Consider the following 24,798-nt stretch of genomic DNA (forward strand, 5'->3'; position numbering starts at 1 on the left):
CCGGAGGACGATATAGCCGCTACTGATCGCCGGTATCCAGCAGGTGGTGGGTGTGGGCCGCGGCGGCCGCTTCGGTTCGGGTGGCGACGCTGAGCTTGGTGAGGATGCGGGAGACGTGCACGCCGGCGGTGTTACCGCTGATGAAGAGCTCTGCGGCGATCTGCCGGTTGCTCAATCCCTGTGCGACGAGGCGTAACACGTCGAGTTCCCGTGGTGTGAGGCCGAAGGTGCTCTGCTGTTTGGCGGCGGGTTGCGGGGCGCGGTCGGCGAGGGTGAGCCCGGCTCGGTCGGCGATCCGGCGGACGGTCGCGGCCAGGGGAGTGGCGCCGAGATCGGCGGCGATGTCGGCCACTTCGCGCAGCAGCGGCTGTGCGGCGGTCCTGTTGCTCGCGGCCAGTTCGGCTTCGGCCGCGCCGAGCAGGCTGCGGGCCAATTCGTAGGGTTGACGCAGGTCGCGCCACGCGGCGACGGCCTCGTGCCACGCACCGGGTCCGCCGTGGCGAGTCGCACGGAAGACCGCGCGATGGGCGGTGTCGCCCGCGGTGGTGACCAGCAGCGACTCGGCGACGAGGTCGAGATCTGTTGGCGGGTAGTCGATCCTGGCCACGATGGTGAGCAGCGGCCACACCTCGTGGTGGTGGGCGGGCAGGTCGTCGATCGACAGCGCCTCGGCGGCGAGCTCGGCCGCGCGGTGCGGCCGGTCGAGGTCGAGCGCGATCGCGCACTGCACGGTTCGCAGCAGGATCTGGTACTGCCGAGCCCATGGTCCGTCGCTCAACAGGCCGGCGGCACGGTCGGCGCTGGTGCCCGCGGCGGCCGAATCACCTTGCGCCAGTACAATTCGGGCATGGGAAAGCAGCAGTGCGGCCTCACTCAGTGGCGGCAGCTGCTCGGTCAGCGATTCATCGATGAGTTCGAGCGCCTCGTTCCACCTGCCGAGCGCGGTGAGCGCCTGGGCCCATTTGACCAGCAGGATCGGCGCCGCCTCGACGAACCGGAACGTCTCGTGCGCGGCACGCAGGCCCTGCTGGATCGCCGCGATCGCCGCCGTGTGATCACCGGCCGCGACGAGGACCGCCGACTCCCACAGCACCACGGTGACCAGGGTCTGTGGGTCCGCGGCCGCGGCGGCCGCGGCATGCGCCTTCGCGAAGTAAGCGACGGCGGTCTCGGACCGCTCGGCGGTGGCCAGGCCGAGATACGCGTAGGCGCGGGCAGCCAAAGCCACGGCGCCGAGCTCTTCGGCCACTTCGACGGCGGCCAGCGCATCGCGTTCAGCGCGCGCGACCTCGCCACCGAAGACATGCACCGCGGCGAGCTCGGCGAGCACCTCGCCACGCAGGACGGTCGGCGGCCGATCCGGCAGTAAGGCCAAGGCGCTCAACAGATCACGATCGGACCCACCGCTGCTCTGGTTGTTCAGACCGGCCCGCCGGTGCAGCAGCCCGGCCGCGCGCTGTGGCATGTCGTCGGTGTCGATCAGCCGCAACGCCTCGTCGGCGGCCGCGATACCTCGATCGACGAAGCCGGCCTGATAGCAGGTTTCGGCGATCTGCTCGAGCACCGCGAGCCGTTCGTGGCCGATCCGCGTCTGCGCGTCCGGCACCGCATCCCAGAGTTCGAGTACCCGATCGAGGTGGCGCAGCTGCTCGCCGTACCCGCCGGTCGCGGCCGCGGCCGCCTGCCATGCGGCGCTCAGCGCGAGCGGCGAATCACCCGCGGCATAGGCGTGATACGCCAGCTCGCCCGCCCGGTTGTCGGTGGCCGACGGCTCGCCGTCCTCGGTCAGCGCATGGGCGAGGGTGGCGTGCAACAGTTTTCGCTGCACCGGCAACATGTGGTCGTAGACGGCGTCGCGAATCAAGATGTGCCGGAATTCGTATCCGGCGTCCTGTGCGGTGAGCACCTGCTGATCGATCAACTCACGCAGCGCGCCGTGCAGCGTGGTCTCGTCGAGTTCGGTGGCGGCGGCGAGCAGCGCATGCCGCACCGTTGATCCCGCCACGGACGCAAGCTGGAGTAGCGCACGGGTTTCCGGAGGCAGAGCGGCTTGGAAGCCGAGCAGCAGCTCGGACAGATCGGCGGGCGTGTCCTCGGTAGAGCCGCTGAGCGCCTCGACGAACAGCGGAATTCCCTTGCTGCGCGCGAAGATGCGCGACACTGTCCCTGGTTCGGGCTCCCGGCCGAACAGCGCGGCGAGCTGCCTGCCCACCTCGTGCCGGGTCAACGGTTGCGGAACGACGAGGCGCACACCGGGATCGCGGCGCATCGCGGCGACGGTCCGGCGCAGGGCCGGGGATTCGGCGGGGCGATAGGTGCCGATCAGCAGCAGATCGCGCGCTGCCGCGTTGGCGACCAGGAACGCGAGCAGCTCCCGGCTCGAATGATCGGCCCAGTGCAGATCTTCGAGCACGACCACCACCGGGTGCCGGGCCGCGAGTTGTTCGAGGACGGTCAGGATTTCGCCGAACAACCGGATCCGATCGGTCTCCGGCTCGGCCGAGCCCGCCTGCGCCGCCAGCTCGGGCAGCCAGCGCGACAGTGCGGGCCGGGTCACCGGCAGCACCGTCGTCAGCCGTTCCACTCCGAGTCGGCGCACCAGCGCGCGCATCACCGAAACGAACGGCGCGAACGCCATCCCGTCGTTGCCGAATTCCGGACACCGGCCGGTGACCACCACCGCGTCCGCGTCGAGCCTGGTCGTGAACTCGGCGATCAGGCGTGACTTGCCGAGACCGGCTTCACCGGCCACGAGCACCGTGTGCACCGCCGGATCTCGACAGGCGTCCTGCAACGCCGACATTTCGGCGGCCCGTCCGACAAAGGCACCGCAGACGGGAAAGCTCACCACTCCGCGATCATGCACGTACCGCGCGGTCGGTGCCAAGTCGGCCGGCCTGGCCCGCGCATCACCGGTAAAGAGGTAAAGCCGTCGAAGATAACGAATTCTTGTGATTCACCGGCCCCCTCGTTACCCGAAGTATTACTGGCATGACGAACAACGACATCCGCCCCTTTCACATCGAGATCCCGCAGGCCGACCTCGACGACCTGCACGACCGGCTGGCCCGCACCCGCTGGATCGACGACCTGCCCGGCACGGGCTGGGAGCGCGGCGTGCCCACCGCGTACCTGAAGGAGCTCGCGGGGTACTGGGCGGAGAAGTTCGACTGGCGCGCGGTCGAAGCGGAACTCAATGCCTACCCGCAGTTCCTGACCACCATTGACGGCCAGCAGGTGCACTTCCTGCACATCCGGTCTGCTGAAACCGACGCGACCCCGCTGCTCCTGCTGCACGGCTGGCCGAGTTCGGTGGTCGACTTCCTCGACGTCATCGGCCCGCTCACCGACCCGAAGGCGCACGGCGCACCGGATGCGCCCGCCTTCCACCTGGTCATTCCTTCGTTGCCCGGACATGGATTCTCCGGCCCGCTCACCGAGACGGGCTGGCACGACGGTCGCGTCGCCGCCGCGCTGGCCGAGCTGATGGCACGGCTCGGCTACGACCGCTACGGCGTGCAGGGCGGCGACCACGGCGCGTTCCTCGCACCGGTGCTCGGGCAGCTGGATCCGGATCATGTGCTCGGCGTGCACGTCAACGCGCTGGTCACCTTCCCGACCGGCGACCCGGCGGATATGGCTGCGCTGACCGATGCCGAGCGGGAGCGGCTCGGCCGGATGAAGAGCTTCCAGGACGACGGCTCGGCATACATGAAACTGAAGGGCTCGCGGCCGAACACCTTGGCGCAGTTGGTGGCCGACTCGCCGACCGGTCAGCTCGGTTGGATCGTGGAGAAGTACAAGGAGTGGGTCGATCAGGCGCACGAACTGCCCGAGCAGGCCGTCGCGAAGGACCGGATCTTGGCGAACGTCAGCATCTACTGGCTCACCGACACCGCGCGCAGCGTGGCGAACTTCTACTACGAGCGGTTCCACGACGCGAGCATGTTCGCACCCAAGCCGAAGGGCACGGTGCCGACCGGTGTCGCGGTGTTCAAGGACGGCGACTATGCGATTCGCCGGTTCGCCGAGCGAGCCCACCACATCACGCACTGGGCGGAGTTCTATGCTGGCGGGCACTTTCCGGCGCTCGAGGTGCCCGAGTTGCTCGTCGGTGACGTCCGAGCGTTCTTCGGCACGCTGAGCTGAACCGATAACCGAAGGGGCAGGCAGTGATTCACTGCCTGCCCACTGGCGTTACTGGAACAGCTTGAGCAGGTTGACGATCAGACGATCGACGCCGTAGAGGAACGGTGCGGTGACCCACAGCCAGGCGAAGATCAACAGCGGGAGCCGCCGTGGCGTATCGGCGTCGGTCGGGTCCGGTGTGCTCATGCCGGTTCGCCTTTCACGAGGACGGCGGGCTCCTCGGCCTGCCGGTGGTACTTCGCCGCGACCGGGCGAATGAGTTCGTTGGCGAGGAAGCCGACGCACAGCAGGGTGATCATGATGGCGAACGAGGTGTCGTAGAGCTCGGGCCCGGTTTCCCCGCGCCGCTTGCCCGCGTCCGCGATGGCGTTGACGATCAACGGCCCGGCAACGCCTGCCACCGACCACGCGGTGAGCAGCCTGCCGTGGATCGCGCCGACCTGGAAGGTGCCGAACAGATCCTTGAGATAGGCGGGGACCGTGGCGAATCCGCCGCCGTAGAAGGACAGGATCACCATCGCACCGAGGATGAACAGCGGCTTGCTCGTCTGGCCGACGGACCAGACGAGCACGTACGCGAGCGCACCCACGCCGAGGTAGATCCGGTACATGTTCTTACGGCCGATGACATCGGACAGTGAGGACCACGCGATCCGCCCCGCCATGTTCGCCGCGGACAGCACCGCGACGAAACCCGCTGCGGCCGAGGCGGTCACGGGGGTCGCGGTGTTCTTGAAGAAGTCCGTCACCATCGGCGCCGCCTTCTCCAGGATGCCGATGCCCGCAGTCACGTTGAAGCACAACACGATCCAGAGCAACCAGAACTGCGGCGTGCGGATCGCGTCGCGCGCGCTGACATCGTTGGTGCTGATCAGCTTGGTGACCTTCGTCGACGGCTCCCACCCGGCCGGACGCCAGCCGGGCGGTGGCACCCGCACCAGCAGCACGCCGACCGTCATGAAGACCGCGTAGACGACGCCCATGACGAGGAATGTCTCGGCGACGCCGGACTGATCGCGGCCGAACCAGGTCAGCAGCTGCGTCGTCCACGGCGAGGCGATGAGCGCACCGCCGCCGAAGCCCATGATCGCGAAGCCGGTTGCCATGCCTGGCCGGTCGGGGAACCAGCGGATCAGGGTGGACACCGGCGAGATGTAGCCGATGCCGAGCCCGATGCCGCCGACGAAGCCGTACCCGAACACGATGAGCCAGTACGCGCCGAGCGCCGCGCCCAGCGCGGAGATCAGCAGGCCGGACGAGAAGCACACCAGCGACACCGTCATCGCCCAGCGCGGGCCGCGGCGTTCGACGAGGGTGCCGCCGAACGCCGCGGAGAGGCCGAGCATCACGATGGCCAACTGGAACGGCAACGCGCTTCCGGTGCCGGAGATGTCCATCGCCTTCTCCAGCGGCGGCTTGAACACGCTCCACGCGTAGGCCTGGCCGATGGCGAGATGGATGGACAGCGCCGCGGGCGGAACGAGCCAGCGGCTCCAACCCGGTGGGGCGATGACGCGGGTGTACCCCGGTGACCGGATGTCGGTTGCTGTGGTCATGCTTTGGATCTCCACGTGTCGATGTGGGGGATCATATGACCGGATCGTGGTGTTCCGACCGCACAATGCGGTGAACTAAATTGCAGTGGTTCGCTCAGCGGACCAGCCGCTCAGTCGAGCCCCGCGAGCCGCGTCAAGATCTCCGCGGCCATCGCCGCCGGATCGCCGCTGTCGGGCCGCAACACCAGGTCAGGTGCCTCCGGTGTCTCGTACGGATCGTCGATGCCGGTGAAGCCGCGGATCTCGCCCGCTCTGGCCTTGGCGTACATGCCTTTCGGGTCGCGGGCTTCGCAGATCTCCAGCGGCGTGTCGACGAACACCTCCACGAACGCGATGCCCGCCTCCTGGTGTTTGGCCCGAACCAGGTCGCGGTCGGCGCGATACGGGCTGATCAACGAAACCACCGCCACCACACCGGCTTCGGCGAACAGGCGGGCGACTTCGCCGACCCTGCGCACGTTCTCGACCCGGTCGGCGGCGCTGAAGCCGAGATCGGCGTTGAGGCCGTGGCGCAGGTTGTCGCCGTCGAGTAGGAAGGCGGGACGGCCCGCGGCGACCAGCCGGCGTTCGAGTTCCACTGCGACGGTAGACTTTCCGGAACCGGACAGCCCGGTCAACCACACCGTGAGACCGCGGGTGGCCCGCTCGTCCCTGCCGACCGCGGTGGAGTGCCAGACCACCCGCGAGGACGGCAGGCTCGGACCGGTGATCATGCCTGCGCCGACGGTGTTGTTGGTGGTGTCGTCGACCAGGATGAAGCTGCCGGTGAACCGGTTGCGGCGATACGGGTCGAAAAGCAGCGGCTGCCTGGTGCGTAACTGGACCCGGCCGATTTCGTTGAGCGACAACGCGTCCGCGTGCTCGTCGCGGTGCAGGGTGTTGACGTCGAGCCGGTAGTCGAGGCTGCGCACCTCGACGGTGGCGGTGCGGGTGGTGTGCCGGATGGTGTAGGTGGCGCCGGGGGTGAGCTGGGCTTCGTCGGCGAACCAGCAGACCATCGCGTCGAGATCGCGGCCTGCGCTCGGGCGGTTGTTCGGCCGGCAGATCATATCGCCGCGCGACACGTCGAGATCGTCGGCGAGCTGGATGGTCACCGCCTGCGGCGGAAAGGCTTCCGCGACCACGGTGCCGCCGGGGCCCCAGATGGCCTCGATGGTGGTGGTGAATCCGGAAGGCAGCACGGCGACTTCGTCACCCGGCTTGAACACGCCGCCCGCGACGGTGCCCGCGTAGCCGCGGAAATCCTGTGCGTGCCTGCGGGTTACGTATTGGACCGGGAAGCGCGCGTCGATCAGGTTGCGGTCCGAGGCGATGTGCACCTCTTCGAGGTGGTGCAGCAGGGGCGTGCCCTCGTACCACGGCATGCTCGCGCCGCGATGCACGATGTTCTCGCCGTGCAGCGCCGACATCGGCACGAAGGTCAGGTCGAAGACGTCGAGTTTCGAGGCGAACTGCGCGAATTCGGTGCGGATCTCCTCGAATCGCGCCTGCGACCAGTCGACCAGGTCCATCTTGTTGACGCACAGCACCAGGTGCGGAATGCCGAGCAGGCTGGCGAGAAACGCGTGCCGCCTGGTCTGCTCCACCACGCCCTTGCGTGCGTCGACCAGGATCAGCGCGAGATCGGCGGTGGACGCGCCGGTCACCATGTTGCGGGTGTACTGGATGTGGCCCGGCGTGTCCGCGATGATGAATTTGCGTCTCGGCGTGGCGAAATAGCGGTGCGCGACATCGATGGTGATGCCCTGTTCGCGTTCGGCGCGCAGGCCGTCGGTGAGCAGGGCCAGGTTCGGATAGTCGTCGCCGCGCTCGCGGCTGGACCGCTCGACCGCGGCGAGCTGGTCGGTGAAGATCGTCTTGGAGTCGAAGAGCAGCCTGCCGATGAGGGTGGATTTCCCGTCGTCGACGCTGCCCGCGGTCGCGAGCCGCAGCAGGGTGGTCGTCATCAGAAGTAGCCCTCTCGTTTGCGATCTTCCATCCCCGCCTCGGAGATTCGGTCGTCGGCGCGGGTGGCGCCGCGCTCGGTGACCCGGGCCGCGGCCACCTCGGTGACTACCTCGGCGGGGGTGGCGGCGTCGGATTGCACGCAGCCGGTGCAGGTGGCGTCGCCGACGGTGCGGAACCGCACCGTCGCCTCGTAGGGTTGCTCGCCGTCGATGAGCTCGAGAAAACGGGTGTGCGCCAACAGCATTCCGTCGCGTTGCACGACGGGGCGGCGGTGCGCGTAGTAGAGCGGCGGCAGGTCGATGCCTTCGGCGGCGATGTAGGTCCAGATATCGAGCTCGGTCCAGTTCGACAGCGGGAACACTCGAATGTGTTCGCCCGCACGGTGTCTGCCGTTGTAGAGGTTCCACAGCTCGGGTCGCTGGCTGCGCGGATCCCACTGGCCGTACTCGTCGCGGAAGCTGAAGACGCGTTCCTTGGCCCGCGCCTTCTCCTCGTCGCGGCGGGCGCCGCCGAAGACCGCGTCGAAGGCGCCCTCCTGGATCGACCGCAGCAGCGTGGTGGTCTGTAGCCGGTTGCGCGACGAGCGCGGCCCGATCTCCTCGACCACCCGGCCCGCGTCGATATCGTCCTGGACCCGCCCGACCACCAGGCGCAGGCCGAGGCGCGCGACGGTCGCGTCGCGGTAGGTGATCACCTCGTCGAAGTTGTGCCCGGTGTCGATGTGCAGCACCGGGAACGGCAGCGGCGCAGGCCAGAAGGCCTTGGCCGCCAGGTGCAGCATCACCACCGAGTCCTTGCCGCCGGAGAACAGCAACACCGGGCGTTCGAATGTCGCCGCTACTTCACGGAAAATATGTGCCGACTCGGCCTCGAGCGCGTCAAGATGGGGCAGCTCGTAGGTGCTCGCCGTCGACTTCGCGTACTGGCTCACACCGCAAAACTAGAACACGTTTCGATTGTTGGCAACGGGTGCACTCCCAGACGCGTGTTCCAGAGTAGGGGCCGGCGTCGATTCCGGCGGCCGTTTGCCGCCCGACGCCGCAGTGACCGCGTCCGCTGCTGCCACGAGAGCTGTTCCACGCCTGTCGATTTCGGCGCCGGTGATGGACGCGCCGACATACATGGTCAGCACCATGTTCTGCCGTCCGTCACCCCCGTAGGTCGGCGCGGCCAGCAGGCTCACCGGATGCTCCTTGCGCGGTCGCAGCTCGGTGCCGAGGTAGACCCGCTCGCCGAGGCTCGTCACCAACTCGCCGACCAATTCGCGCAGGTCATCGGGAAGATCGCGGGCCGCGAACCCGGCGAGCAGCGAGTAGAGCCTGCGGCCTGCGGCGGTGAGACTCTCCACCAGATATCCGCGCGCACGGCATTCGGCGACCACCTGCCGCAGCCGCGCCTCGTCCTGCTGCAACGGGACGGTGGCTGGCCTGCTCAGCCAGGAGTCGAACGCCACGTCGGTATCCCAGAGCACGTACATCAGGCCGACCGGCGGCGCGAAGTGGTACGCCGCGCCGACCTTCACCATGCCGGGCCCGGTGCTCTCCAACACCATGATCTGGTCGCCGACCACGGCCGACGCGGTGCAGGTCGTGCGGTATCGCGCGGTGAGTTTCTCCAGTTCGACGCGGGCGAGCGCGGAAATCGCGAAGCTGTCCTGCGCGACCCGGCCCGCCGCGATGAGCGCTGGGCCGAGGCCGTAGGTCCTGGCGTCGGCGTCGCGCACCAGGTAGCCGCCTGCGGTGAGCTCGGTGAGGATGCCGAGGCAGGTGGGTTTGGCCAGGTCGAGGGCGCGGGCGAGCTCGGAGAGGCCGAAGCACTTGCCGCGCTGCTCGACGAAGAAATCCAGTACCTGCACCACCCGCACGGTGGGTGCGGATCGACGGCTGACCATTGACCACTCCTAGAACACGTTCTAATCTTTCCTCAGATGAAATGTACCAGAGTGGTACATATTTGGAACGCCGACGGAGAACCCTTTGCTGACACAGCCGTTCGCGGACGCCATCGCCGCCGCCGAGCAGATCATCACCGGAGCCGCGCACGTCCGAACCGAGCAGGACCTCGTCGAGGGCTACGACTACCTGGCGGGCAGCATTCGCGCCGCCTTGCAGATGGCGTGGGCCTATGAGCGCGACTTTCCGTTCTTCGTCCAGTCCACCGGGCCGTACACGAAGATGGGACTGGACAACCCGGACACGCTCTACTTCCACTCGTACCTACGGCCGGACGCCGAGTATCTGGTGACCGGGAAGCGCGGCACCACACGGGATCTGAGCTTCCAGGTGCTGAACGGGAACTATTCGCCGGTGGATGTGCCGGACAGCCTCACCGCGTTCGACGACCGGTCACTCGAGGTCGGGCCGGACGGATCCTACGAACTGCGTCTCGGTCCCGGCCCGGCGCGACCCGGCTATGTGCACCTCGCCGCCGATTCCGCCATGCTGGTGATCCGCGAGGTCTACAGCGATTGGGCCACCGAAAAGCCTGGCACCGTGCGGATCTCGCGGATCGACAAGGTCGGCGCCGCGCCGCCACCGCTGACCAAGGATCTGCTGACCAAGCGCTACGGCGTCGCGGGCAAGATGCTGATCTCGCGGTTGCAGACGTTTCTGGCGTTCCCGGAGTGGTTCTACCTGAACCTGCCGGTGAATACGATGACCGAACCGCGGTCGACGCCAGGCGGTCTCACCACCCAGTTCTCCTCGGCGGGCCACTACGAGCTCGACGACGACCAGGCGATGATCATCACGGTGCCGAAATCCGATGCGCCGTATCAGGGTTTCCAGCTCGGCAGCATGTGGTACCTGTCGCTGGACTACATCAACCACCAGACCAGCCTCACCGCCGACCAGGCGCACGTCGACCCCGACGGAATGATCCGGCTGGTGGTCAGCGAGCGCGATCCCGGCCTGGCCAACTGGATCGAACGCACCGGGCACGACCGCGGGTACCTGCAGTTCCGCTGGCAGCGGCTCGCCCGCGACATGAAGCCCGAGGACGGGCCGACGGTGGAGGTGGTGCCGGTTACCGAACTCGCACAGCGGCTGCCGTGCTACGACCAGGCGCGCGTCACACCGGAACAATGGCGCGCACGCATCGCGACACGGCAGGCTGCCGTCGCGGAAAGGATGCTCGGCTGATGTTGTTGCAGGACAAGGTAGTTGTGGTCTCCGGGGTCGGCCCCGGACTCGGCAGGGCCATCGCGGTGCAGAGCGCGAAAGCGGGCGCCGACGTGGTGCTCGCGTCCCGGACCGAATCTCGGCTCACCGAGGTGGCCAAGGAGATCACCGAGCTCGGGCGGCGCGCGGTGGTGGTGCCGACCGATATCAACGACGAGGCGGCGGCCGTCAACCTGGTCGAAGCCGCACAGAGCGCCTTCGGCCGAGTGGACACGCTGGTGAACAACGCGTTCGCGATCCCGCCGATCAGCGACCTCGCCGACGTCGACCTGGATCAGGTGCGGGCCGGCTTCGAGACCAATGTGCTTGCGGCGCTGCGGCTGACCCGGCTGTTCGTGCCTGCGCTTGTTGAAACCAAGGGCTCGGTCGTGATGATCAACTCGGCGGTGCTCCGGCATTCGCGGCGCACTTTTGGGCCGTACAAGATGGCCAAGGCCAGCTTGCTCGCGCTGGCGCAGAGCCTGGCCACCGAGCTCGGTCCGCGCGGCGTCCGGGTGAATTCCATTGCCCCCGGCTATATCTGGGCCGACAACCTGAAGTGGTATTTCAACTACCTCGCCAAAGAACGTGGCATCACCGCCGAAGAGGTCTACGCGGAGACCGCGAAGACCATCGATCTGCGCAAGCTGCCCGAACCCGACGAGATCGCCGACGCCGTCGTGTTCTTCGCCTCGCCGATGGCGCGGGCGATCACCGGGGCGTGCCTGGACGTCAACGGCGGCGAATACCACCACTGACCGGATTCCGGCGGTGCATCTGAACATTCGAGGAGATGAAGTGATCGGTAGGGACGACGTCGGAACCATCGACGATCTGCACGCCTCGGCGACCAAGGTCGTCGGGCTCGACGATTTCGGCGCCGACGACTACCGCGCCGGGCTCGAGGTGCTGCTCGAGTCGTTGGCCAAGGACGCCGAGCTGACCCCGTTCGGCAACAAGGTGCACCGCGCGTTCCTGCGCGGCGCACTCATCGCGCGGCTGCTCAGCGAGGCGGCGTGGCAACGCTTTCCCGAGCATGCCGAGGTGGCGATCGAACGCCCGATCTTCGTGACTGGCCTGCCGCGCTCGGGAACCACCGCGGTGCATCGGCTGCTCAACGCCGATCCCGCGCATCAAGGCCTCGAGATGTGGTTGACCGAGATGCCGCAGCCGCGACCGCCGCGCGACACGTGGGCGAGCAACCCGGTTTATCAGCGGATCGAGGCCGCGTTCGCGAAGCACCACGTGGAGCATCCCGAATTCATGGGCGTGCACCACATCTCGGCCGACCAGGTGGAGGAGTGCTGGCAGTTGCTTCGCCAATCGGCCATGTCGGTGTCGTACGAGTGCCTGGCGTATCTACCCGGCTATTCGACGTGGCTGCGCGATCAGGACTGGACGCCCGCGTACCGCAGGCACCGGCGCAACCTCCAGCTGATCGGCATGCCCGACGCGAATCGCCGCTGGGTGCTGAAGAATCCGAGCCATCTTTTCGCACTCGATGCCATTTTCGAGGTCTATCCCGATGCACTGATCATCCAAATGCACCGCGATCCGCGCACGATCATCGCCTCGGTCTGCAGCCTCAACGAACAGGCCTCGGTCGGATGGTCGGACAAGTTCCGTGGTTCGGTGGTCGGCACCGCCCAGCTCGACCTCTGGGCCCGCGGCGCCGAACGCTTCCTCGTAGACCGCAAGCGCCACAACCCCGCTCAGTTCTACGACATCGATTACGACACCTTCGTCGCCGACCCCATCGCCACCGTCGGCTCCATCTACCGACACTTCGACCTCCCGCTGACAGACGACGCCACCACGGCAATGCACACCATGCACTCCGAAACCACTTCCGGCGCAGCCCGTCCCGCCCACCGCTACACCCTCGCCGACTTCGGCCTCACCGCCGACCAGGTCGACGCCCGCTTCGGCGCATATCGAGAGGCGCACTTCCCTGGTCGCTGACGAAGTAAGGTTTCACCGTGCCGCCACTCTCTCGAACGGCGCGAGATGCATTGCGGCAGTGCATGAATGAATGCACAGTGCGCAATTATGGCGATCGGTCGACGCGGTCGACTCCTGACTCGCGTCCGACCGGTGTCAGCGCCACAGCAGGGAACCTACTGCGGGACCCCGGTGGTGAGCGACAGGATGAGCCCGATCGCGCCGATCACCGTCACCATCAGTATTGCCAGCAAGGCTCCGTGCAGATCATCGATCAGCGCGCGTTCGGTGCGACGACTCGGCGCGACAGGCATGTCCGGTACCTCCGATAGTCCGACAGTTTGTCGCTTCGCGATTCCCCGTTCCGCGGAGCCCAAACGGCGGCGCCACAAGATCACTTCTGAAGGGACCCACAGGGGCGTCAGCGCTCCAAAATGTGGGATCCGGGAGGTTGTTTGTGCCGAGGGGGTAATGGTGCAGGTGGCTTCTCGGGCGATGCCTACACCAGTTCCCCATGATCAGTCGACCAACTCGAGGGTGGCGGATTCACGGTAGCCGGTGGATTTCGGTATGCCACAGCGCCCTCGAGCGGCATGGGATGCACTGCGGCAGTGCGTGAATGAATGCACAGCGCGCAATTACGATGGCCGTTTTCGGGTTTCGGGTCGGAGTCGGCCGCTCATAGATCGGCGCGTCGCGGCCTGGACCTATGGTGCGGCGACGTCGGGGCGTTGCGAACTTACGGCTGGCCGGGTTTGAGGACGATGAACAAGCCGTTGGCTTCGGCGCAGAGGCGGTCACCGTCTTTGAGGGTGGCGCGGACGTAGACCTTGCGGCCCTCTTGGCGTTCGGCCCAGGCGTGTACCTGAAGTTCGGTGCGCAGCGGGGTGATCGAGCGGTAGTCGACGGTGAGCGACGCGGTGCGGGTGACCGCGCCCGCGTAGACGGCCGCGGCCATGCCGAGTAGGTCGTCGAAGGCGATGGCAACCTGGCCGCCGTGTGCGGCGTTGTTGCCGCCGAGGTGGTAGGTGCGGAAGGTGATGCGGGCGTCGACGCCGTCGCGGCCCGCGTGATCGATGATGAACGGCGGCAGCGTGATGTTGCCGCGCGCGGGCAGGTCGTGCCTGGTCCAGTTCGGCGTCGACCATTCGGTGACGAGCGCGGCGTCGAGCTTGTCGTTGAGCTGCTTCAACAGCCCGATCGCCTCGACCGCGAGCTCGTCCGAGGGTGCGGACAGCCGGACGCGGTCCATCAGCCCGCGCACCTGTTCGATGTACTCGCCGTAGTGCGGCCCACCGCGGGTGATGTCGATGCCTTGCTCGTCGCGGGCTCGGATCAGCTCGCTCATCGGCCGGAAAGCGCCCTCGTGGTGCTCCGCGCTGGGCAGTGCGTCACCGGCCTGCTGTTCGTTCATAAGAGAACACGTTATAGGTTGCCCGCCGAATGCTCGGGCGCGGTATGCCGCGACGGCACCGTGTCGGCGGGTCGGACTCGAATCGGCCTGCTTGGCCTACGCTTGGTCGCGACCGGCGATCGGGTACCCCGTTGAGGCGGGCGCGGCGCCGGATCCGACGTCCACGCTGACGGCACTGACAGGTCTGGCTGGCGAAAGGCTAATGGGTACATGGATATTGCGGCGGTTGTCTTCGACATGGACGGCGTGCTGATCGACTCCGAGCCGGTGTGGGAGCGGGTGCGGCGCGACTATGTCGCCGAACGCGGCGGGACGTGGTTGCCCGATACGCAGCAGCGGTTGATGGGCATGAGCACCAGGGAGTGGTCGGAATACTTGAGCACCGATGTCGGCGTCGAGGAGGCGCCGGAGACGGTGGCGCGCGAGGTGATCGAGCGGATGGCCGCGCACTACGACCGCGCGGTGCCGCTGCTGCCCGGCGCGATCGATGCCGTGCAGCGGATGAGCGAGCAGTGGCCGCTCGGCGTGGCCAGTTCGTCGCCGCGGGCGCTGATCGATGTGGTGCTCGGCCGCACCGGCCTCATCGAGTTCTTCAACGTCACTTTCTCCACCGAGGAGGTGGATCGCGGCAAGCCTGCCCCCGATGTGTACGTCGCGGTCGCGGCTTTCCTGCGGCAGCGGCCCAGTGACTGTGCGGCGGTGGAGGATTCGAGCAACGGCATCCGCTCCGCGCACGCCGCGGGGATGCGGGTGATCGCCGCACCGCGCCCCGAATACCCGCCTGCCCCGGACGCGCTGAGCCTGGCCACCCATGTGATCGGCGATCTCCGCGAGCTGACCCCCACCCTCGTGACCGCCTGAGCGTTCAGGACAGATACGAGGTCAGCAGCTGCCTGGCCGCCGCCGGGAGGTCGTCGTCGAGCCAGGCGGGGAGGGTCGGCGCGTGCGCATGCCTGCGCAGGGCGGCATAGGGGAGATCGACGACGGCCCGGCTGACGGCATCGATTTCGCGATCGCCCGCATGGCCGAACACGCCGGCGGCGATGCGGCGCAGGTGCTCGAAGAGCGGCGCGTTCATCCCGGCGAGGCGCGCGCGGAAGGCGTCGTCGGGTCCGCCGTCGAGTAGGTCGCGCGGCCGCAGATTCAGCAGCAGTCGTGCGTCTTCGGGCAATTCGCGCCCGAACACGAGGGCCGCGCGCACCATCGCCACGCCCGCCTCGACCGCGTCGGGGTGCTCGGCGGCGGTGATCACGCCGTCCTGGAACCGCTGCAACGCACGCAACCACGCCTCGGTGAGCACGCCGTTGCGGTTGCCGAAGCGGTGATACAGCGTGCCGACCGGGGCGCCACTGGCGTCGGCGATCGCCGCGACGCTCGCGGCACGCGGGCCGTCGGCGAGGACGAGGGCGCGTGCTGCGTCGAGGATCACGTCGGTGTCGTGCTTGCGAGGAGGAGCCATAAACTAGTACGTTCCTTCTATATGGAGCGTTTACCCTATATCGACGAGCATGCCAGATCAATCGACGCGAATCGCGAACGGGTCTGGAAGGCGTTGCTGAAGGTCATGTGCAAGGACTCCGCCGACCCGTCGACCGTGCCCGGCGGATTCGTCCTCGAATCCGCCGAAGAACCCGCACGTTTGGCAATGCGGGGGCAGCACTGGTTCTCGCGATACGCCCTGGTCTTCGAGCTCGACGACGAGGGAGCGGGCGGGACCCGCCTCCGAGCCAAGTCCTGGGGCGAGTTCCCCGGCCTGCGCGGAAAGATCTACCGCGCGTTGGTGATCGGCTCGGGCGGACACCGGATCGTGGTGCGGCGGCTGCTCCGCAAGATCGAGGCCGCGGCCTGACACCTGCGGCCGTCAGGCTCGGGCGCCGCCGAAGTCGGGGCGTGGGACATGCCGGAAGTCGAGCCGTCGTGACGCGCCGCACAGCGCGGCGGGTCTGCGGGCGCCGTGGTCCGATCGTCGCGCATGATCGGTCGCATGGCGAAAGATGTTCAGCTCGGCGAAGTCCGGGCGTGGTATGACGAAACCGGCGACGGCGAGCCGGTGCTGCTGCTGCACGGCGGCTTCGTCGACTCGCGGTCGTTCGAGCCCGCTGTTGCCGGGTTGGCCGAGCATTTCCGGGTGTACCGGATGGATCGCCGCGGCCACGGCCGCACGCCCGATGTCGCAGGCCCGATGTCCTACGACTTGATGGCGCAGGACACCATCGCCTTCCTCGACACCGTGGTCGGCGGCGCCGCGCATCTGGTCGGCTACAGCGACGGCGCGATCGTCGCCATGCTCGTCGCGCTGCGCAGGCCGGATCTGGTCCGCAAGCTCGTCTCGATCAGCGGCAACTTCCACCGCGACGGCCTGCTGCCCGGTGTCCTCGACGGCTTCGCGCACGAGGAGCCGATGCAGCGGCTCGCCGCGCGCTATGGCGAGGTGTCGCCGGACGGCGAGGCGCACTTCCGGGTGGTGGCCGACAAGCTGATTCGGATGGCGCAGGCCGAGCCGACCTTGACCGAGGCCGAGCTGGCCACGATCGCGAGCCGGACCTTGGTGCTCGCCGCCGACGACGACGCGATGAGCCTCGAGCACACCATCGCCCTCTACCGGGCGATCCCTGACTCCGAGCTCGCGATCATTCCAGGTGCTTCGCATCTGCTCGTGGTCGAAAAGCCTACCGAGGTCTACCGTCTCGTCACGATCTTCCTCACCACCGACGCGACGCAGACGTTTCAGCCCATCCGCCGCGCGGGGTAGGTAGCTGGGTGTCGCGGAAGCATCGCGGCGGTGGCGGAAATCCTCTGACGCTTGCGCGGGCACGACAATTCGGCAAACGTCACGCTAACGCCCATTGAGTTGGACGCATGACCGGTCATGCTGAATCGTATGGATTTCATGAAGCCCGCCGAAGAGCTGCTGGCGCAGGTCGCCGCCCGGTTCGGCTCCGCGGAAGCGTTCCTGGAGAAGCTGGCCGAAGTGCGTTCCACCCGCGACGACGACACCATCGTGCTACCGCGCATCGGCGGTCGGCTACCGAGGATCTACTGACAGTTCCGCTCCGCCGAATCCCGGTAGCTCGCGACGGGATTCAGCTCGGCCAGGCCGGTGTCGTGTGCGCGGCACGCGCGGTCCAGCGGCCGTCGTAGCGGACCTCGACGGGGTGCGCGAAGGCGGCGGTGACGTTGTCGGTGGTGAGCGTCTCGCGGGCCGGGCCTGCGGCGACCGTGTGGCCGTCGGCGATGAGCAGCGCGTGGGTGGTGGTGCTCGGCAGTTCCTCCAGGTGATGGGTGACCAGGACGGACGCGACCTCGGGATGGGTGTCGCCGAGCGTGTCGATGGTTTCCAGGAGTTGTTCGCGGGCAGCGAGGTCCAGGCCGGTGGAGGGTTCGTCGAACAGCAGCAGCCTCGGCTCGGCGATCAGGGCGCGGGCGATGAGGGTGCGGCCGCGCTCGCCCTGGGACAGCGTCGGCCAGGTGTTGTCGGCCTTGCCGTCCAGGCCGACTGTGCTGATCATCGCGTCGGCACGGGCCAGCTGATCCGCGGTCGGCGTCCAGCGCATCGGGGTGTCGATGGTCGCGGTGAGGCCGGTGAGCACGACCTCGCGGATCGTCAGCGGATAGCGCAGCGGGTGGCGCGGGTTCACGTGTCCGATCGAACGGCGCAGGCGTTGCAGTTCGACTCGGCCGAGCTGTTCGCCGAGCACGCGGACCGTGCCCGAGGTCGGAAAGGTGACGGCCCCGCAGAAGCCGAGCAGCGTGCTCTTGCCCGCCCCGTTCGGCCCGAGTAGCGCCCAGTGCTCGCCTGCCTGCACGGTGAGCGAAATGCCGTTGATGATCTTCTTGCCCTCGCGGCGGAACGTCACGTCCGTCAACTCGAGCACCGGAGCACCGGTCACCGGAAGGCCTCCTGCAATGCGGTGAGGTGATTGCGGCTGAATTCCGCTGCGGCCGTGCCGTCGCGGGCCGCGATCGCCTCGACGAGGTGGGCATGCGCGGCATGGTCGGCGGACTCCGACGGCACGGGGCGCAGCTGCAACATGTCGATCATCGCCAGGCGCAGCCGCGGCAGGAAGCTGTCGAAGAGCTGCGTGAGCACGTCGTTGTGCGCGGCGAGTAGGACCGCGCGATGAAAGGCCATGTCCGCGTCCACATGTTCGGCCACCGGTTCGCCGTGTGCCTCGCGCGCGACCAGTGCGCGGCGCAGGGCCCGCAGGTCGGCCGGGGTGCGGCGCTGCGCGGCCAGTGCGGCCGCCTCGGCTTCGATGGCGATGCGTGCCTCGATCACCGAGGCGATGGTGGCGCGGCGCAGCACCACATTCCAGTCGTCCTTCGGGTCGAGCGCGGTGACGAACACGCCTGCCCCCTGACGGCTGTCGAGCACGCCCTTGCCCGCCAGCTCGCGGATCGCCTCGCGCAGCGTCGAGCGGCCGACTCCGAGCTGGGCCGCCAACGTTGTTTCCCCCGGAAGCCGATGTCCCAGTGGCCATTCGCCGTCCTTGATCCGCGCCAGCAGCAGCTCGGCCGCTTGCGCGGCAAGCGGGTGGCGTCGTACCTGCGAGACCATCGCAACCTCTCTACTTGTCTGAGGAGTTGTGTATAGTCTAACCATCATGCGCACCATGCCGCTGCACTCCCTTCTGCTTAGCCGCCACGGCGGGGCCTGAACGACCGGCTCCCCGCCGTGGGGCTCTGTCGTGGCCGGTCACTTCTCTTCGTGACGGCTGAAGGCCAGAAAGCAGACCCATGTCTTTCCCGACCATCGATACCCCCGCAGGCGCAATCCCCGACGACGCACCCAACTGGAATCGACAGCGGCACTCGCAGATGCCGTCGCATCGCTACCGCGCCGTCTACGACCGCGTGGATGTGCCACTGACGCAGCGTGTTTGGCCCGACGCACGCCTCACCGCGGCCCCGCTGTGGGTTCCTGTCGATCTGCGCGACGGCAACCAGGCGCTCGCCGAACCGATGGACCCCGAACGCAAGCGGCGCTTCTTCGCACTGCTTGTCGCGATGGGCTACAAGGAGATCGAGGTCGGCTACCCGTCCGCCTCGCGCGCCGACTTCGACTTCGTCCGCATGATCGTGGCGACCGACCTCGCGCCCGACGATGTCACCATCGTCGTATTCACCCCTGCCAGAAGGGATCTCATCGAGCGCACGGTCGAATCGGTGCGCGGCCTGCGCAATGTGGTCGTCCACATGTACGCCGCGACCGCACCCACCTGGCGAAACACGGTGCTGGGCAAAGACAGAGCGGCTTTGCGCACGCTGATCCTCGACGGCGGCCGCGCGGTGCTCGAGTTCGCTGCCGACCTGCCGAACGTGCGGTTCGAGTTCTCGCCCGAGGTGTTCAACCTGACCGAACCGGACTACGTGCTCGACCTCTGCGACCGGATGACCGCCCTGTGGGACGCCTGCCCGGACCGGCCGGTGATCCTGAATCTGCCTGCGACAGTGGAGGTCGCGACGCCGAACGTCTATGCGGACCAGATCGAATACATGCACCGCAACCTGGCCCGCCGGGACAGCGTCATCCTGTCCGTGCACCCGCACAACGACCGTGGCACCGGCATCGCCTGCGCCGAACTCGCCGTGCTGGCGGGTGCGCAACGCGTCGAGGGCTGTGTGTTCGGCAACGGCGAACGCACCGGCAACGTCGATATCGCCACCTTGGCGTTGAATCTGCATGCGCAGGGCGTGGATCCGATGATCGACTTCTCCGACATCGACGAGATCCGCCGCACCGTCGAGTACTGCACCCGCCTGCCGGTGCCGGGAAGGCATCCGTATGTGGGCGATCTCGTGCACACCGCGTTCTCCGGCACCCACCAGGACGCCATCAACAAGGGGATGGCCGCACATCGCGCGCGGGCCGCGCAGGCCGGAATCCCGGAGCGCGAGCTGGATTGGCAGGTGCCTTACCTGCCCATCGATCCGGCGGACCTCGGCCGCACCTACGACGCGGTCATTCGCGTCAACTCCCAATCCGGCAAGGGCGGCATCGCCTATCTGCTGAAGACGGAGTTCGGCATCGACCTGCCGAGGCACCTCCAGGTCGACTTCGCCAAGCACGTGCAGGCGCACACCGACGCCACCGGCCGCGAGATCACCCCGGCGGAACTGCGCGAACTCTTCGATTCCGTGTACCAGGCCGGTCCAGCATCCGATTGCTGACGTCGACCGGGCCGGGCGGTGTCGGCACGACCCGCTCGGCCCGCGGGGTGGTGCCGCGCTCTGCCTTCTGCTGAACGGCATTTCCGCTCGCGCTGGATTCGCCGCGCGCCTTCACCCTGCGACCTCGATGACGTACCGCGCCCGCAACGGCTGTAGCGAGGGATCGTGGCGAAGCATGCGCAGTTCCAGCTCTGTCGTTTCCGGAGTGGGATCGACGCCGAGTTCGTCGGACAACGCCCGGCGCAATCGGTGCAACCGGTCGAGGGCGTCGGCTTGGCTTGCGGTGCGATACAGGGTGAGTGCGTACAGCCGTGCGAGCTGTTCGTGCTGCGGGTGCTCGCGCACCAATGCCGCCAACTCCGCGACGATTTCGGCGCCCGAGTCGAGCCGCAGCGTCGCGTCCAGCCTGGCCACCGTCAACGCCAACCGCCATTGCTCGAGCCTGGTCGATTCCGCACGGGCGAACGGCGCGGAGGTCACGCCGGCCAAGGTCGGACCGCGCCACCACCGCAACGCATCCTCGGCAGCCGAACGCACCGCGGCATGGTGTCCGGCACGCTGTGCCGCATACACCGGTGCGGCGGCGGCTTCGACGGCGATGACATCGGCGACCGGCACGGTTGTCCGGTACCCGGAGCGCGACCGGGTCACGGCGCCGCCGTGTTCGCCCAATGTCGTCCGCAGCCGCGAAATCAGCACGCGCAGACGCTGAATGGGACGAGTCAGCACCTCGTCACCCCAGAGGTCCGCGACCAGTCGTACGTCCGGGACCGGCACGCCGCCGGCCAGTGCGAGCCGCACCAGCGCCGCCTGTTCCAGCGGTCGACGGACACCGAGGTCACGGCCGCGATCGTCCACCACCCGCAGCGGACCGAGAATGTGAACTTCGATGCGTGCGTCGGCGAATCCGAGTCGGGATGGCCGAACCAATTCCGGTGTCGGCCGGTCGATCAGCTCTCGCGCCACTCGACACCGCCCTGTCGCCGGTGCTGCGTACCCATCTCACGCCACCGGTAGCGCGTCGAGCACGCGGACGGTCACCGAATCGGCGATGACGCCGCCACGTTCGATTTCCTGCGCGACGCCAGGCCTGTTCCGCCACGCCAGTGCCTGTGCTGCCGAGTCGAATCGCACGAGCACCAGCACCCGGTCGCCCTCGGCCGGATCGGCGAGCACCAGGACGACCTCGCCGCCTGCCGCGCGGCGGCGCTCGGTGCCTGCGCCGAACGCCTGCGCCCATTGCTGCACGTCCCGAACCCGTTGATCCACCATCAGATACGTCATTGTCGACTGCCTTTCGTCCCCGGCCCGAGACGTGCAACGCCGGCCCGACCGCGCGAACCATGGTCCGCTGAGTCATCCGGGCGTACGACCCCGCCGATGGTTGATTTCCTCCCAGTGCACTAAATACACTGCTGTGCACTTAATGCAGATGAGTATATTGACTACACAGCACCCGCTGTCAAGACAGGGAACCGAGGAACCGGAACCGATGATCCGAGCGACTTCCGCGGCCGAAGGGCCGGGCCGCGCCGCCCAACGACGCCGTACCCGCAATGCCATCGTCGAGGCGACCATGGCACTGATCGGGCGCGGCGCCGAACCGTCCGTCAACGACATCGCGGTCGCCGCCGAGGTCTCACGGCGCACCGTCTACCTACATTTCCCGAGCCTCGATCAGCTCATGCTCGACGCGACCCTCGGCCTGCTCAGCAACGAAACCGACGCTGCCCTCGAACACGTCACCTCCACCGACCCGCGGGTCCGGGTCGCCGCACTGACGCGCGCCATGGGTGTCAACATCGTCGAAACACTGCCGTTGGGACGACGATTGGTGAAACTCACCATCGACGCGGCACCGCCGACGCCGAACACGCCGCGCCGCGGCTACCGTCGGGTCCGCTGGATCGAATGGGCGCTGGCGCCGATGCGCGATCGCATGCTGGAACCGGATTTCGAGGAACTGGTGTCGGCAGTGGCCACGGTCGTCGGCTGGGAGGCCTTCATGGTCCTCATCGACATCCGTGCGCTCACCCCGGAGCAGGCCGTCGACCTGTGCGCCCGCACTGCCACCACGCTGGTCGACACCGCCCTGCGTGCCCTCGAGAATCACTGAAGGGTGTACCAACTGAGGGCGGCCCAATTAAGTTGGGCCTCGTGGCGAGGTATGTGACAGGTAATCTGCCCGCCGAAGTGACCAGCTTCGTCGGACGGGCCGGTGAAGTCGCCGCCGCACGGAAGATGCTGTCCAACACCCGATTGCTCACCATGACCGGGCCCGGTGGTGTCGGCAAGACCCGGTTGGCCCGGCGGGTCGGGGATGCAGTCCGCCGCGCTTTTCCGGATGGTGTGTGGCTGGTCGAGATCGCGCACGTCAACGACGGGGAGCTGGTGGCGGCCAGCGTCGCGCAGGCGCTCGGCCTGCCCGACGACACCCAGGCGCCGCTGGTCGGGCTCACCGACTATCTCGGCGGTAAGCACCTGCTGCTCGTCATCGACAACTGCGAGCACCTCGTGGACGCCTGCGCCGTCCTCGTCGACCGGCTGATCGCCAGCACTCCGGATGTCCGGGTGCTGGCCACCAGCCGGGAACCGCTCGGTGTGGTGGGGGAGCAGGTGCTGCCGGTCGCGCCGCTGCCGGTACCCGACCCCGAGGAGCAAGCCGCCGTGGACAATCCGGCCTTGCGGCTGCTCATCGATCGCGCGACCGCGGCGAACCCCGAATTCCGGGTCACCGAAGCCACTCTCGGCACCTTGGCCGCGATTTGCCTTCGGCTGGACGGTATTCCGCTCGCTCTGGAACTCGCCGCGCTCCGGCTGCGCGCCTTCACCCCGCAGCAGGTACTCGAGCGCCTCGACGACACCATGCGCCTGCTCACCACCGGCCTGCGCACCGCGCCGGAGCGGCAGCAGACCCTGGAGGCCGCCATCGGCTGGAGCTACGACCTGTGCACCCCGGACGAACAGCGCCTGTGGGAACAGCTCGCCGTCTTCGCAGGCGGCTGCGACTTGGCCGCGGCCGAGGCGGTCTGTGTCCTCGATCCGCCCGGTGCGTTGATCGACACGCTCACCGGCTTGGTGGACAAGTCGGTGCTGAATTTCTCTGCGGCAGCGGACTTCTCGTCCGATGGCCCCGGCCGCTACACGATGTTGGAGCCGCTGCGGCAATTCGCGCTGGCCAGACTTGCCGCACACGGTGACGAGTACGCGGTGCGGCTCCGGCACCGCGACCACTACTATCGGGTCGCCCAGCGCGGCCGCACCGAGTACTGGGGCGACGCCGACGTCACCTGGTTTCGCGACGTCACCCGCGAGCACGCGAATATGCGTGCGGCACTGCAGTTCGCGCTGGCGGAGCCGGCCGGCGCGCACCGGGGTCTGCAGATCGCCAGCGAGCTGCGTCCGTTCTGGGAGCACTACCGGTTCCTGCTGGAGGGCTACCGCTGGCTGACCGACGCGCTGAGCAAGGATCTCGCGTACTCCACCGACCGGGCGCGGGCGCTTGCCGCCATGTCGGTCATCGCAGCCATGCTCTCCGACACCGCGTCCGCACACCGTTACCTGAGCGAATCGGTCACGATAGCAACGGTATTGGCCGCCGAGGAGGCGCTGGTCGAGGCGGCGCTGCTGGCGGCCGTCCTCGCCTTCGCCGAGTCCGACCCGGTGCGCGCGCTCGATCTCGCCGAGGCTGCCGCCGCCAGGGCCGAGGCGTGCGGACATCACGGCACGGAGATGGAGAGCCTCGCGTTCGCCTACGTCTGCGCGATGGTGCTGGCCGACGACCGCGCGGGCACGCTGGCTGAGCGGTTCCTGACCAAGACCGCTGAGCATGGTTCCCATCTCCTCGGCGGGCTCGCCTCCTGGGCGGTCGGCACCAACCATTGGCGAAACGGCCAGGAGGACAAGGCGATCGAGGAACTGCGCCGCTCGGTGGAGCAGTTGCGGCTGTTCGATCGGTGCGTGTGGACGGCATCGGCCTTCGACGGTCTCGCCTGGGCCGCAGCGGCGGGCGGCGATCGCAAGCGGGCGGCGCGGCTGATGGGCGCCGCGACGACGGTGCGCCGTGGCAGCACGCAGCGGCTGGCGCACGCCATGACCGACGCGGTCGGCGAGAAGGTCCGCCTGGAGGTGCGCGATGCGCTGGGGGACAAGGAGTTCCGCGCCGACTTCGACGGCGGCGCCGCGCTCACCCTGGACGAAGCGGTGCGGTACGCGCTCGGTGCGGAGCCCGCCCCGCAACGGCCGATGGCGTCGAAAAACGCGGCGAGCGACGTACTCACCCGACGCGAGAAGGACGTCGCCCGGTTGGTCGCTGCGGGCTACAGCAACAAGCGGATCGCCGCGGAGCTGGTCATCTCGATTCGCACCGCGGAGAGCCACGTCGACCACATTCTCACCAAGCTGGGCTTCACCGCGCGCTCCCAGGTCGCGGCCTGGGTCAGCGGCAACGCGCTGTGAGCGG

23 protein-coding genes and 1 pseudogene are annotated in these 24,798 nt (G+C 68.0%); 11 read left to right on the forward strand and 13 right to left on the reverse strand.

Annotated elements, in window-relative coordinates:
* Positions 1–19 precede the first annotated feature (19 nt).
* Positions 20–2,851 (reverse strand): ATP-binding protein, encoded by a 2,832-nt coding sequence (locus ACGFNJ_RS31550; RefSeq protein WP_393456369.1) that lies wholly within the window; start codon positions 2,849–2,851, stop codon positions 20–22.
* A gap of 140 nt (positions 2,852–2,991) precedes the next feature.
* Here ACGFNJ_RS31550 and ACGFNJ_RS31555 point away from each other — a divergent pair, with 140 nt between their 5' ends.
* The gene (locus ACGFNJ_RS31555; RefSeq protein ID WP_393456372.1) at positions 2,992–4,149 is read left to right on the forward strand and encodes an epoxide hydrolase family protein; all 1,158 of its coding nucleotides are present in this window, start codon (positions 2,992–2,994) and stop codon (positions 4,147–4,149) included.
* A gap of 48 nt (positions 4,150–4,197) precedes the next feature.
* Here the strand turns inward: ACGFNJ_RS31555 and ACGFNJ_RS31560 are convergent, their stop codons facing one another.
* The 5 genes from ACGFNJ_RS31560 to ACGFNJ_RS31580 form a co-directional block, all read right to left on the reverse strand.
* Complete coding sequence (locus ACGFNJ_RS31560) at positions 4,198–4,335, reverse strand: hypothetical protein (protein WP_393456375.1); 138 nt, start codon at positions 4,333–4,335, stop codon at positions 4,198–4,200.
* Positions 4,332–5,705: an OFA family MFS transporter gene (locus ACGFNJ_RS31565; RefSeq protein ID WP_393456378.1), complete on the reverse strand. Its 1,374-nt coding sequence runs from the start codon at positions 5,703–5,705 to the stop codon at positions 4,332–4,334. The genes ACGFNJ_RS31560 and ACGFNJ_RS31565 overlap by 4 nt, the downstream gene beginning before the upstream one ends.
* A 110-nt stretch (positions 5,706–5,815) precedes the next feature.
* A complete protein-coding gene (gene cysC / locus ACGFNJ_RS31570; protein ID WP_393456380.1) occupies positions 5,816–7,651 on the reverse strand; it encodes an adenylyl-sulfate kinase in 1,836 nt (611 codons plus the stop codon).
* Positions 7,651–8,583 carry a sulfate adenylyltransferase subunit CysD gene (gene cysD, locus ACGFNJ_RS31575; protein ID WP_393456383.1) on the reverse strand — a complete coding sequence of 311 codons (933 nt, stop codon included), beginning with the start codon at positions 8,581–8,583 and terminating at the stop codon, positions 7,651–7,653. The genes cysC and cysD overlap by 1 nt, the downstream gene beginning before the upstream one ends.
* A gap of 9 nt (positions 8,584–8,592) precedes the next feature.
* Positions 8,593–9,543 carry a helix-turn-helix domain-containing protein gene (locus ACGFNJ_RS31580; RefSeq protein WP_393456386.1) on the reverse strand — a complete coding sequence of 317 codons (951 nt, stop codon included), beginning with the start codon at positions 9,541–9,543 and terminating at the stop codon, positions 8,593–8,595.
* Between the two features lie 85 nt (positions 9,544–9,628).
* Here ACGFNJ_RS31580 and ACGFNJ_RS31585 point away from each other — a divergent pair, with 85 nt between their 5' ends.
* The 3 genes from ACGFNJ_RS31585 to ACGFNJ_RS31595 are packed head-to-tail and all read left to right on the forward strand — an operon-like array spanning position 9,629 to position 12,772.
* Positions 9,629–10,792, forward strand: coding sequence for a hypothetical protein (locus tag ACGFNJ_RS31585; protein WP_393456389.1), 1,164 nt, complete (start codon positions 9,629–9,631; stop codon positions 10,790–10,792).
* Positions 10,792–11,568: an SDR family oxidoreductase gene (locus ACGFNJ_RS31590; protein ID WP_393456392.1), complete on the forward strand. Its 777-nt coding sequence runs from the start codon at positions 10,792–10,794 to the stop codon at positions 11,566–11,568. The genes ACGFNJ_RS31585 and ACGFNJ_RS31590 overlap by 1 nt, the downstream gene beginning before the upstream one ends.
* A 40-nt stretch (positions 11,569–11,608) precedes the next feature.
* Positions 11,609–12,772 carry a sulfotransferase family protein gene (locus ACGFNJ_RS31595; RefSeq protein WP_393456395.1) on the forward strand — a complete coding sequence of 388 codons (1,164 nt, stop codon included), beginning with the start codon at positions 11,609–11,611 and terminating at the stop codon, positions 12,770–12,772.
* A 155-nt stretch (positions 12,773–12,927) separates the two neighbouring features.
* Here the strand turns inward: ACGFNJ_RS31595 and ACGFNJ_RS31600 are convergent, their stop codons facing one another.
* Positions 12,928–13,065 carry a hypothetical protein gene (locus tag ACGFNJ_RS31600; RefSeq protein ID WP_393456398.1) on the reverse strand — a complete coding sequence of 46 codons (138 nt, stop codon included), beginning with the start codon at positions 13,063–13,065 and terminating at the stop codon, positions 12,928–12,930.
* Positions 13,066–13,490: 425 nt separating this feature from the next.
* A complete protein-coding gene (locus tag ACGFNJ_RS31605) occupies positions 13,491–14,165 on the reverse strand; it encodes a PaaI family thioesterase (protein ID WP_393456401.1) in 675 nt (224 codons plus the stop codon).
* A 210-nt stretch (positions 14,166–14,375) separates the two neighbouring features.
* Between ACGFNJ_RS31605 and ACGFNJ_RS31610 the strand changes: the two genes are divergently transcribed.
* Complete coding sequence (locus ACGFNJ_RS31610) at positions 14,376–15,026, forward strand: HAD family hydrolase (protein ID WP_393456404.1); 651 nt, start codon at positions 14,376–14,378, stop codon at positions 15,024–15,026.
* Positions 15,027–15,030: 4 nt separating this feature from the next.
* On the opposite strand, the gene ACGFNJ_RS31615 is transcribed toward ACGFNJ_RS31610, so the two are convergent.
* Positions 15,031–15,624, reverse strand: a complete 594-nt coding sequence (locus ACGFNJ_RS31615) for a TetR/AcrR family transcriptional regulator (protein ID WP_393456407.1) — start codon at positions 15,622–15,624, stop codon at positions 15,031–15,033.
* A 21-nt stretch (positions 15,625–15,645) separates the two neighbouring features.
* On the opposite strand from ACGFNJ_RS31615, the gene ACGFNJ_RS31620 reads away from it, so the two are divergent.
* The 3 genes from ACGFNJ_RS31620 to ACGFNJ_RS31630 all read left to right on the forward strand — a co-directional run bounded on the left by ACGFNJ_RS31620 (position 15,646) and on the right by ACGFNJ_RS31630 (position 17,208).
* Positions 15,646–16,014 (forward strand): hypothetical protein, encoded by a 369-nt coding sequence (locus ACGFNJ_RS31620; RefSeq protein WP_393456410.1) that lies wholly within the window; start codon positions 15,646–15,648, stop codon positions 16,012–16,014.
* A gap of 135 nt (positions 16,015–16,149) precedes the next feature.
* Positions 16,150–16,917 carry an alpha/beta fold hydrolase gene (locus tag ACGFNJ_RS31625; RefSeq protein ID WP_393456413.1) on the forward strand — a complete coding sequence of 256 codons (768 nt, stop codon included), beginning with the start codon at positions 16,150–16,152 and terminating at the stop codon, positions 16,915–16,917.
* 129 nt (positions 16,918–17,046) lie between these two features.
* Positions 17,047–17,208 (forward strand): hypothetical protein, encoded by a 162-nt coding sequence (locus ACGFNJ_RS31630; protein ID WP_393456416.1) that lies wholly within the window; start codon positions 17,047–17,049, stop codon positions 17,206–17,208.
* 40 nt (positions 17,209–17,248) lie between these two features.
* Here ACGFNJ_RS31630 and ACGFNJ_RS31635 read toward each other — a convergent pair whose 3' ends face one another.
* Together ACGFNJ_RS31635 and ACGFNJ_RS31640 are read right to left on the reverse strand one after the other, a co-directional pair.
* Positions 17,249–18,055, reverse strand: coding sequence for an ABC transporter ATP-binding protein (locus ACGFNJ_RS31635; RefSeq protein WP_393456419.1), 807 nt, complete (start codon positions 18,053–18,055; stop codon positions 17,249–17,251).
* The gene (locus ACGFNJ_RS31640; protein ID WP_393456422.1) at positions 18,052–18,723 is read right to left on the reverse strand and encodes a FadR/GntR family transcriptional regulator; all 672 of its coding nucleotides are present in this window, start codon (positions 18,721–18,723) and stop codon (positions 18,052–18,054) included. Before ACGFNJ_RS31640 ends, ACGFNJ_RS31635 begins: the two co-directional genes overlap by 4 nt.
* A gap of 260 nt (positions 18,724–18,983) precedes the next feature.
* Here ACGFNJ_RS31640 and ACGFNJ_RS31645 point away from each other — a divergent pair.
* Positions 18,984–20,309, forward strand: a pseudogene (locus ACGFNJ_RS31645) (2-isopropylmalate synthase); the annotation flags it as partial.
* 138 nt (positions 20,310–20,447) lie between these two features.
* Here ACGFNJ_RS31645 and ACGFNJ_RS31650 read toward each other — a convergent pair.
* Together ACGFNJ_RS31650 and ACGFNJ_RS31655 are read right to left on the reverse strand one after the other, a co-directional pair.
* On the reverse strand, positions 20,448–21,302 hold the full coding sequence (locus ACGFNJ_RS31650; RefSeq protein WP_393456425.1) for a BTAD domain-containing putative transcriptional regulator: 855 nt from the start codon (positions 21,300–21,302) through the stop codon (positions 20,448–20,450).
* Between the two features lie 36 nt (positions 21,303–21,338).
* Positions 21,339–21,620: a hypothetical protein gene (locus tag ACGFNJ_RS31655; protein WP_393456428.1), complete on the reverse strand. Its 282-nt coding sequence runs from the start codon at positions 21,618–21,620 to the stop codon at positions 21,339–21,341.
* Positions 21,621–21,828: 208 nt separating this feature from the next.
* On the opposite strand from ACGFNJ_RS31655, the gene ACGFNJ_RS31660 reads away from it, so the two are divergent.
* Together ACGFNJ_RS31660 and ACGFNJ_RS31665 are read left to right on the forward strand one after the other, a co-directional pair.
* The gene (locus ACGFNJ_RS31660) at positions 21,829–22,452 is read left to right on the forward strand and encodes a TetR/AcrR family transcriptional regulator (RefSeq protein ID WP_393456431.1); all 624 of its coding nucleotides are present in this window, start codon (positions 21,829–21,831) and stop codon (positions 22,450–22,452) included.
* 41 nt (positions 22,453–22,493) lie between these two features.
* Entirely contained in the window at positions 22,494–24,794 is a 2,301-nt protein-coding gene (locus ACGFNJ_RS31665) for an ATP-binding protein (protein ID WP_393456434.1), read from the forward strand.
* The last annotated feature ends 4 nt before the right edge of the window (positions 24,795–24,798 follow it).

The sequence above is a fragment of the Nocardia sp. NPDC049149 genome, assembly GCF_043197455.1.
Classification (GTDB): domain Bacteria; phylum Actinomycetota; class Actinomycetes; order Mycobacteriales; family Mycobacteriaceae; genus Nocardia.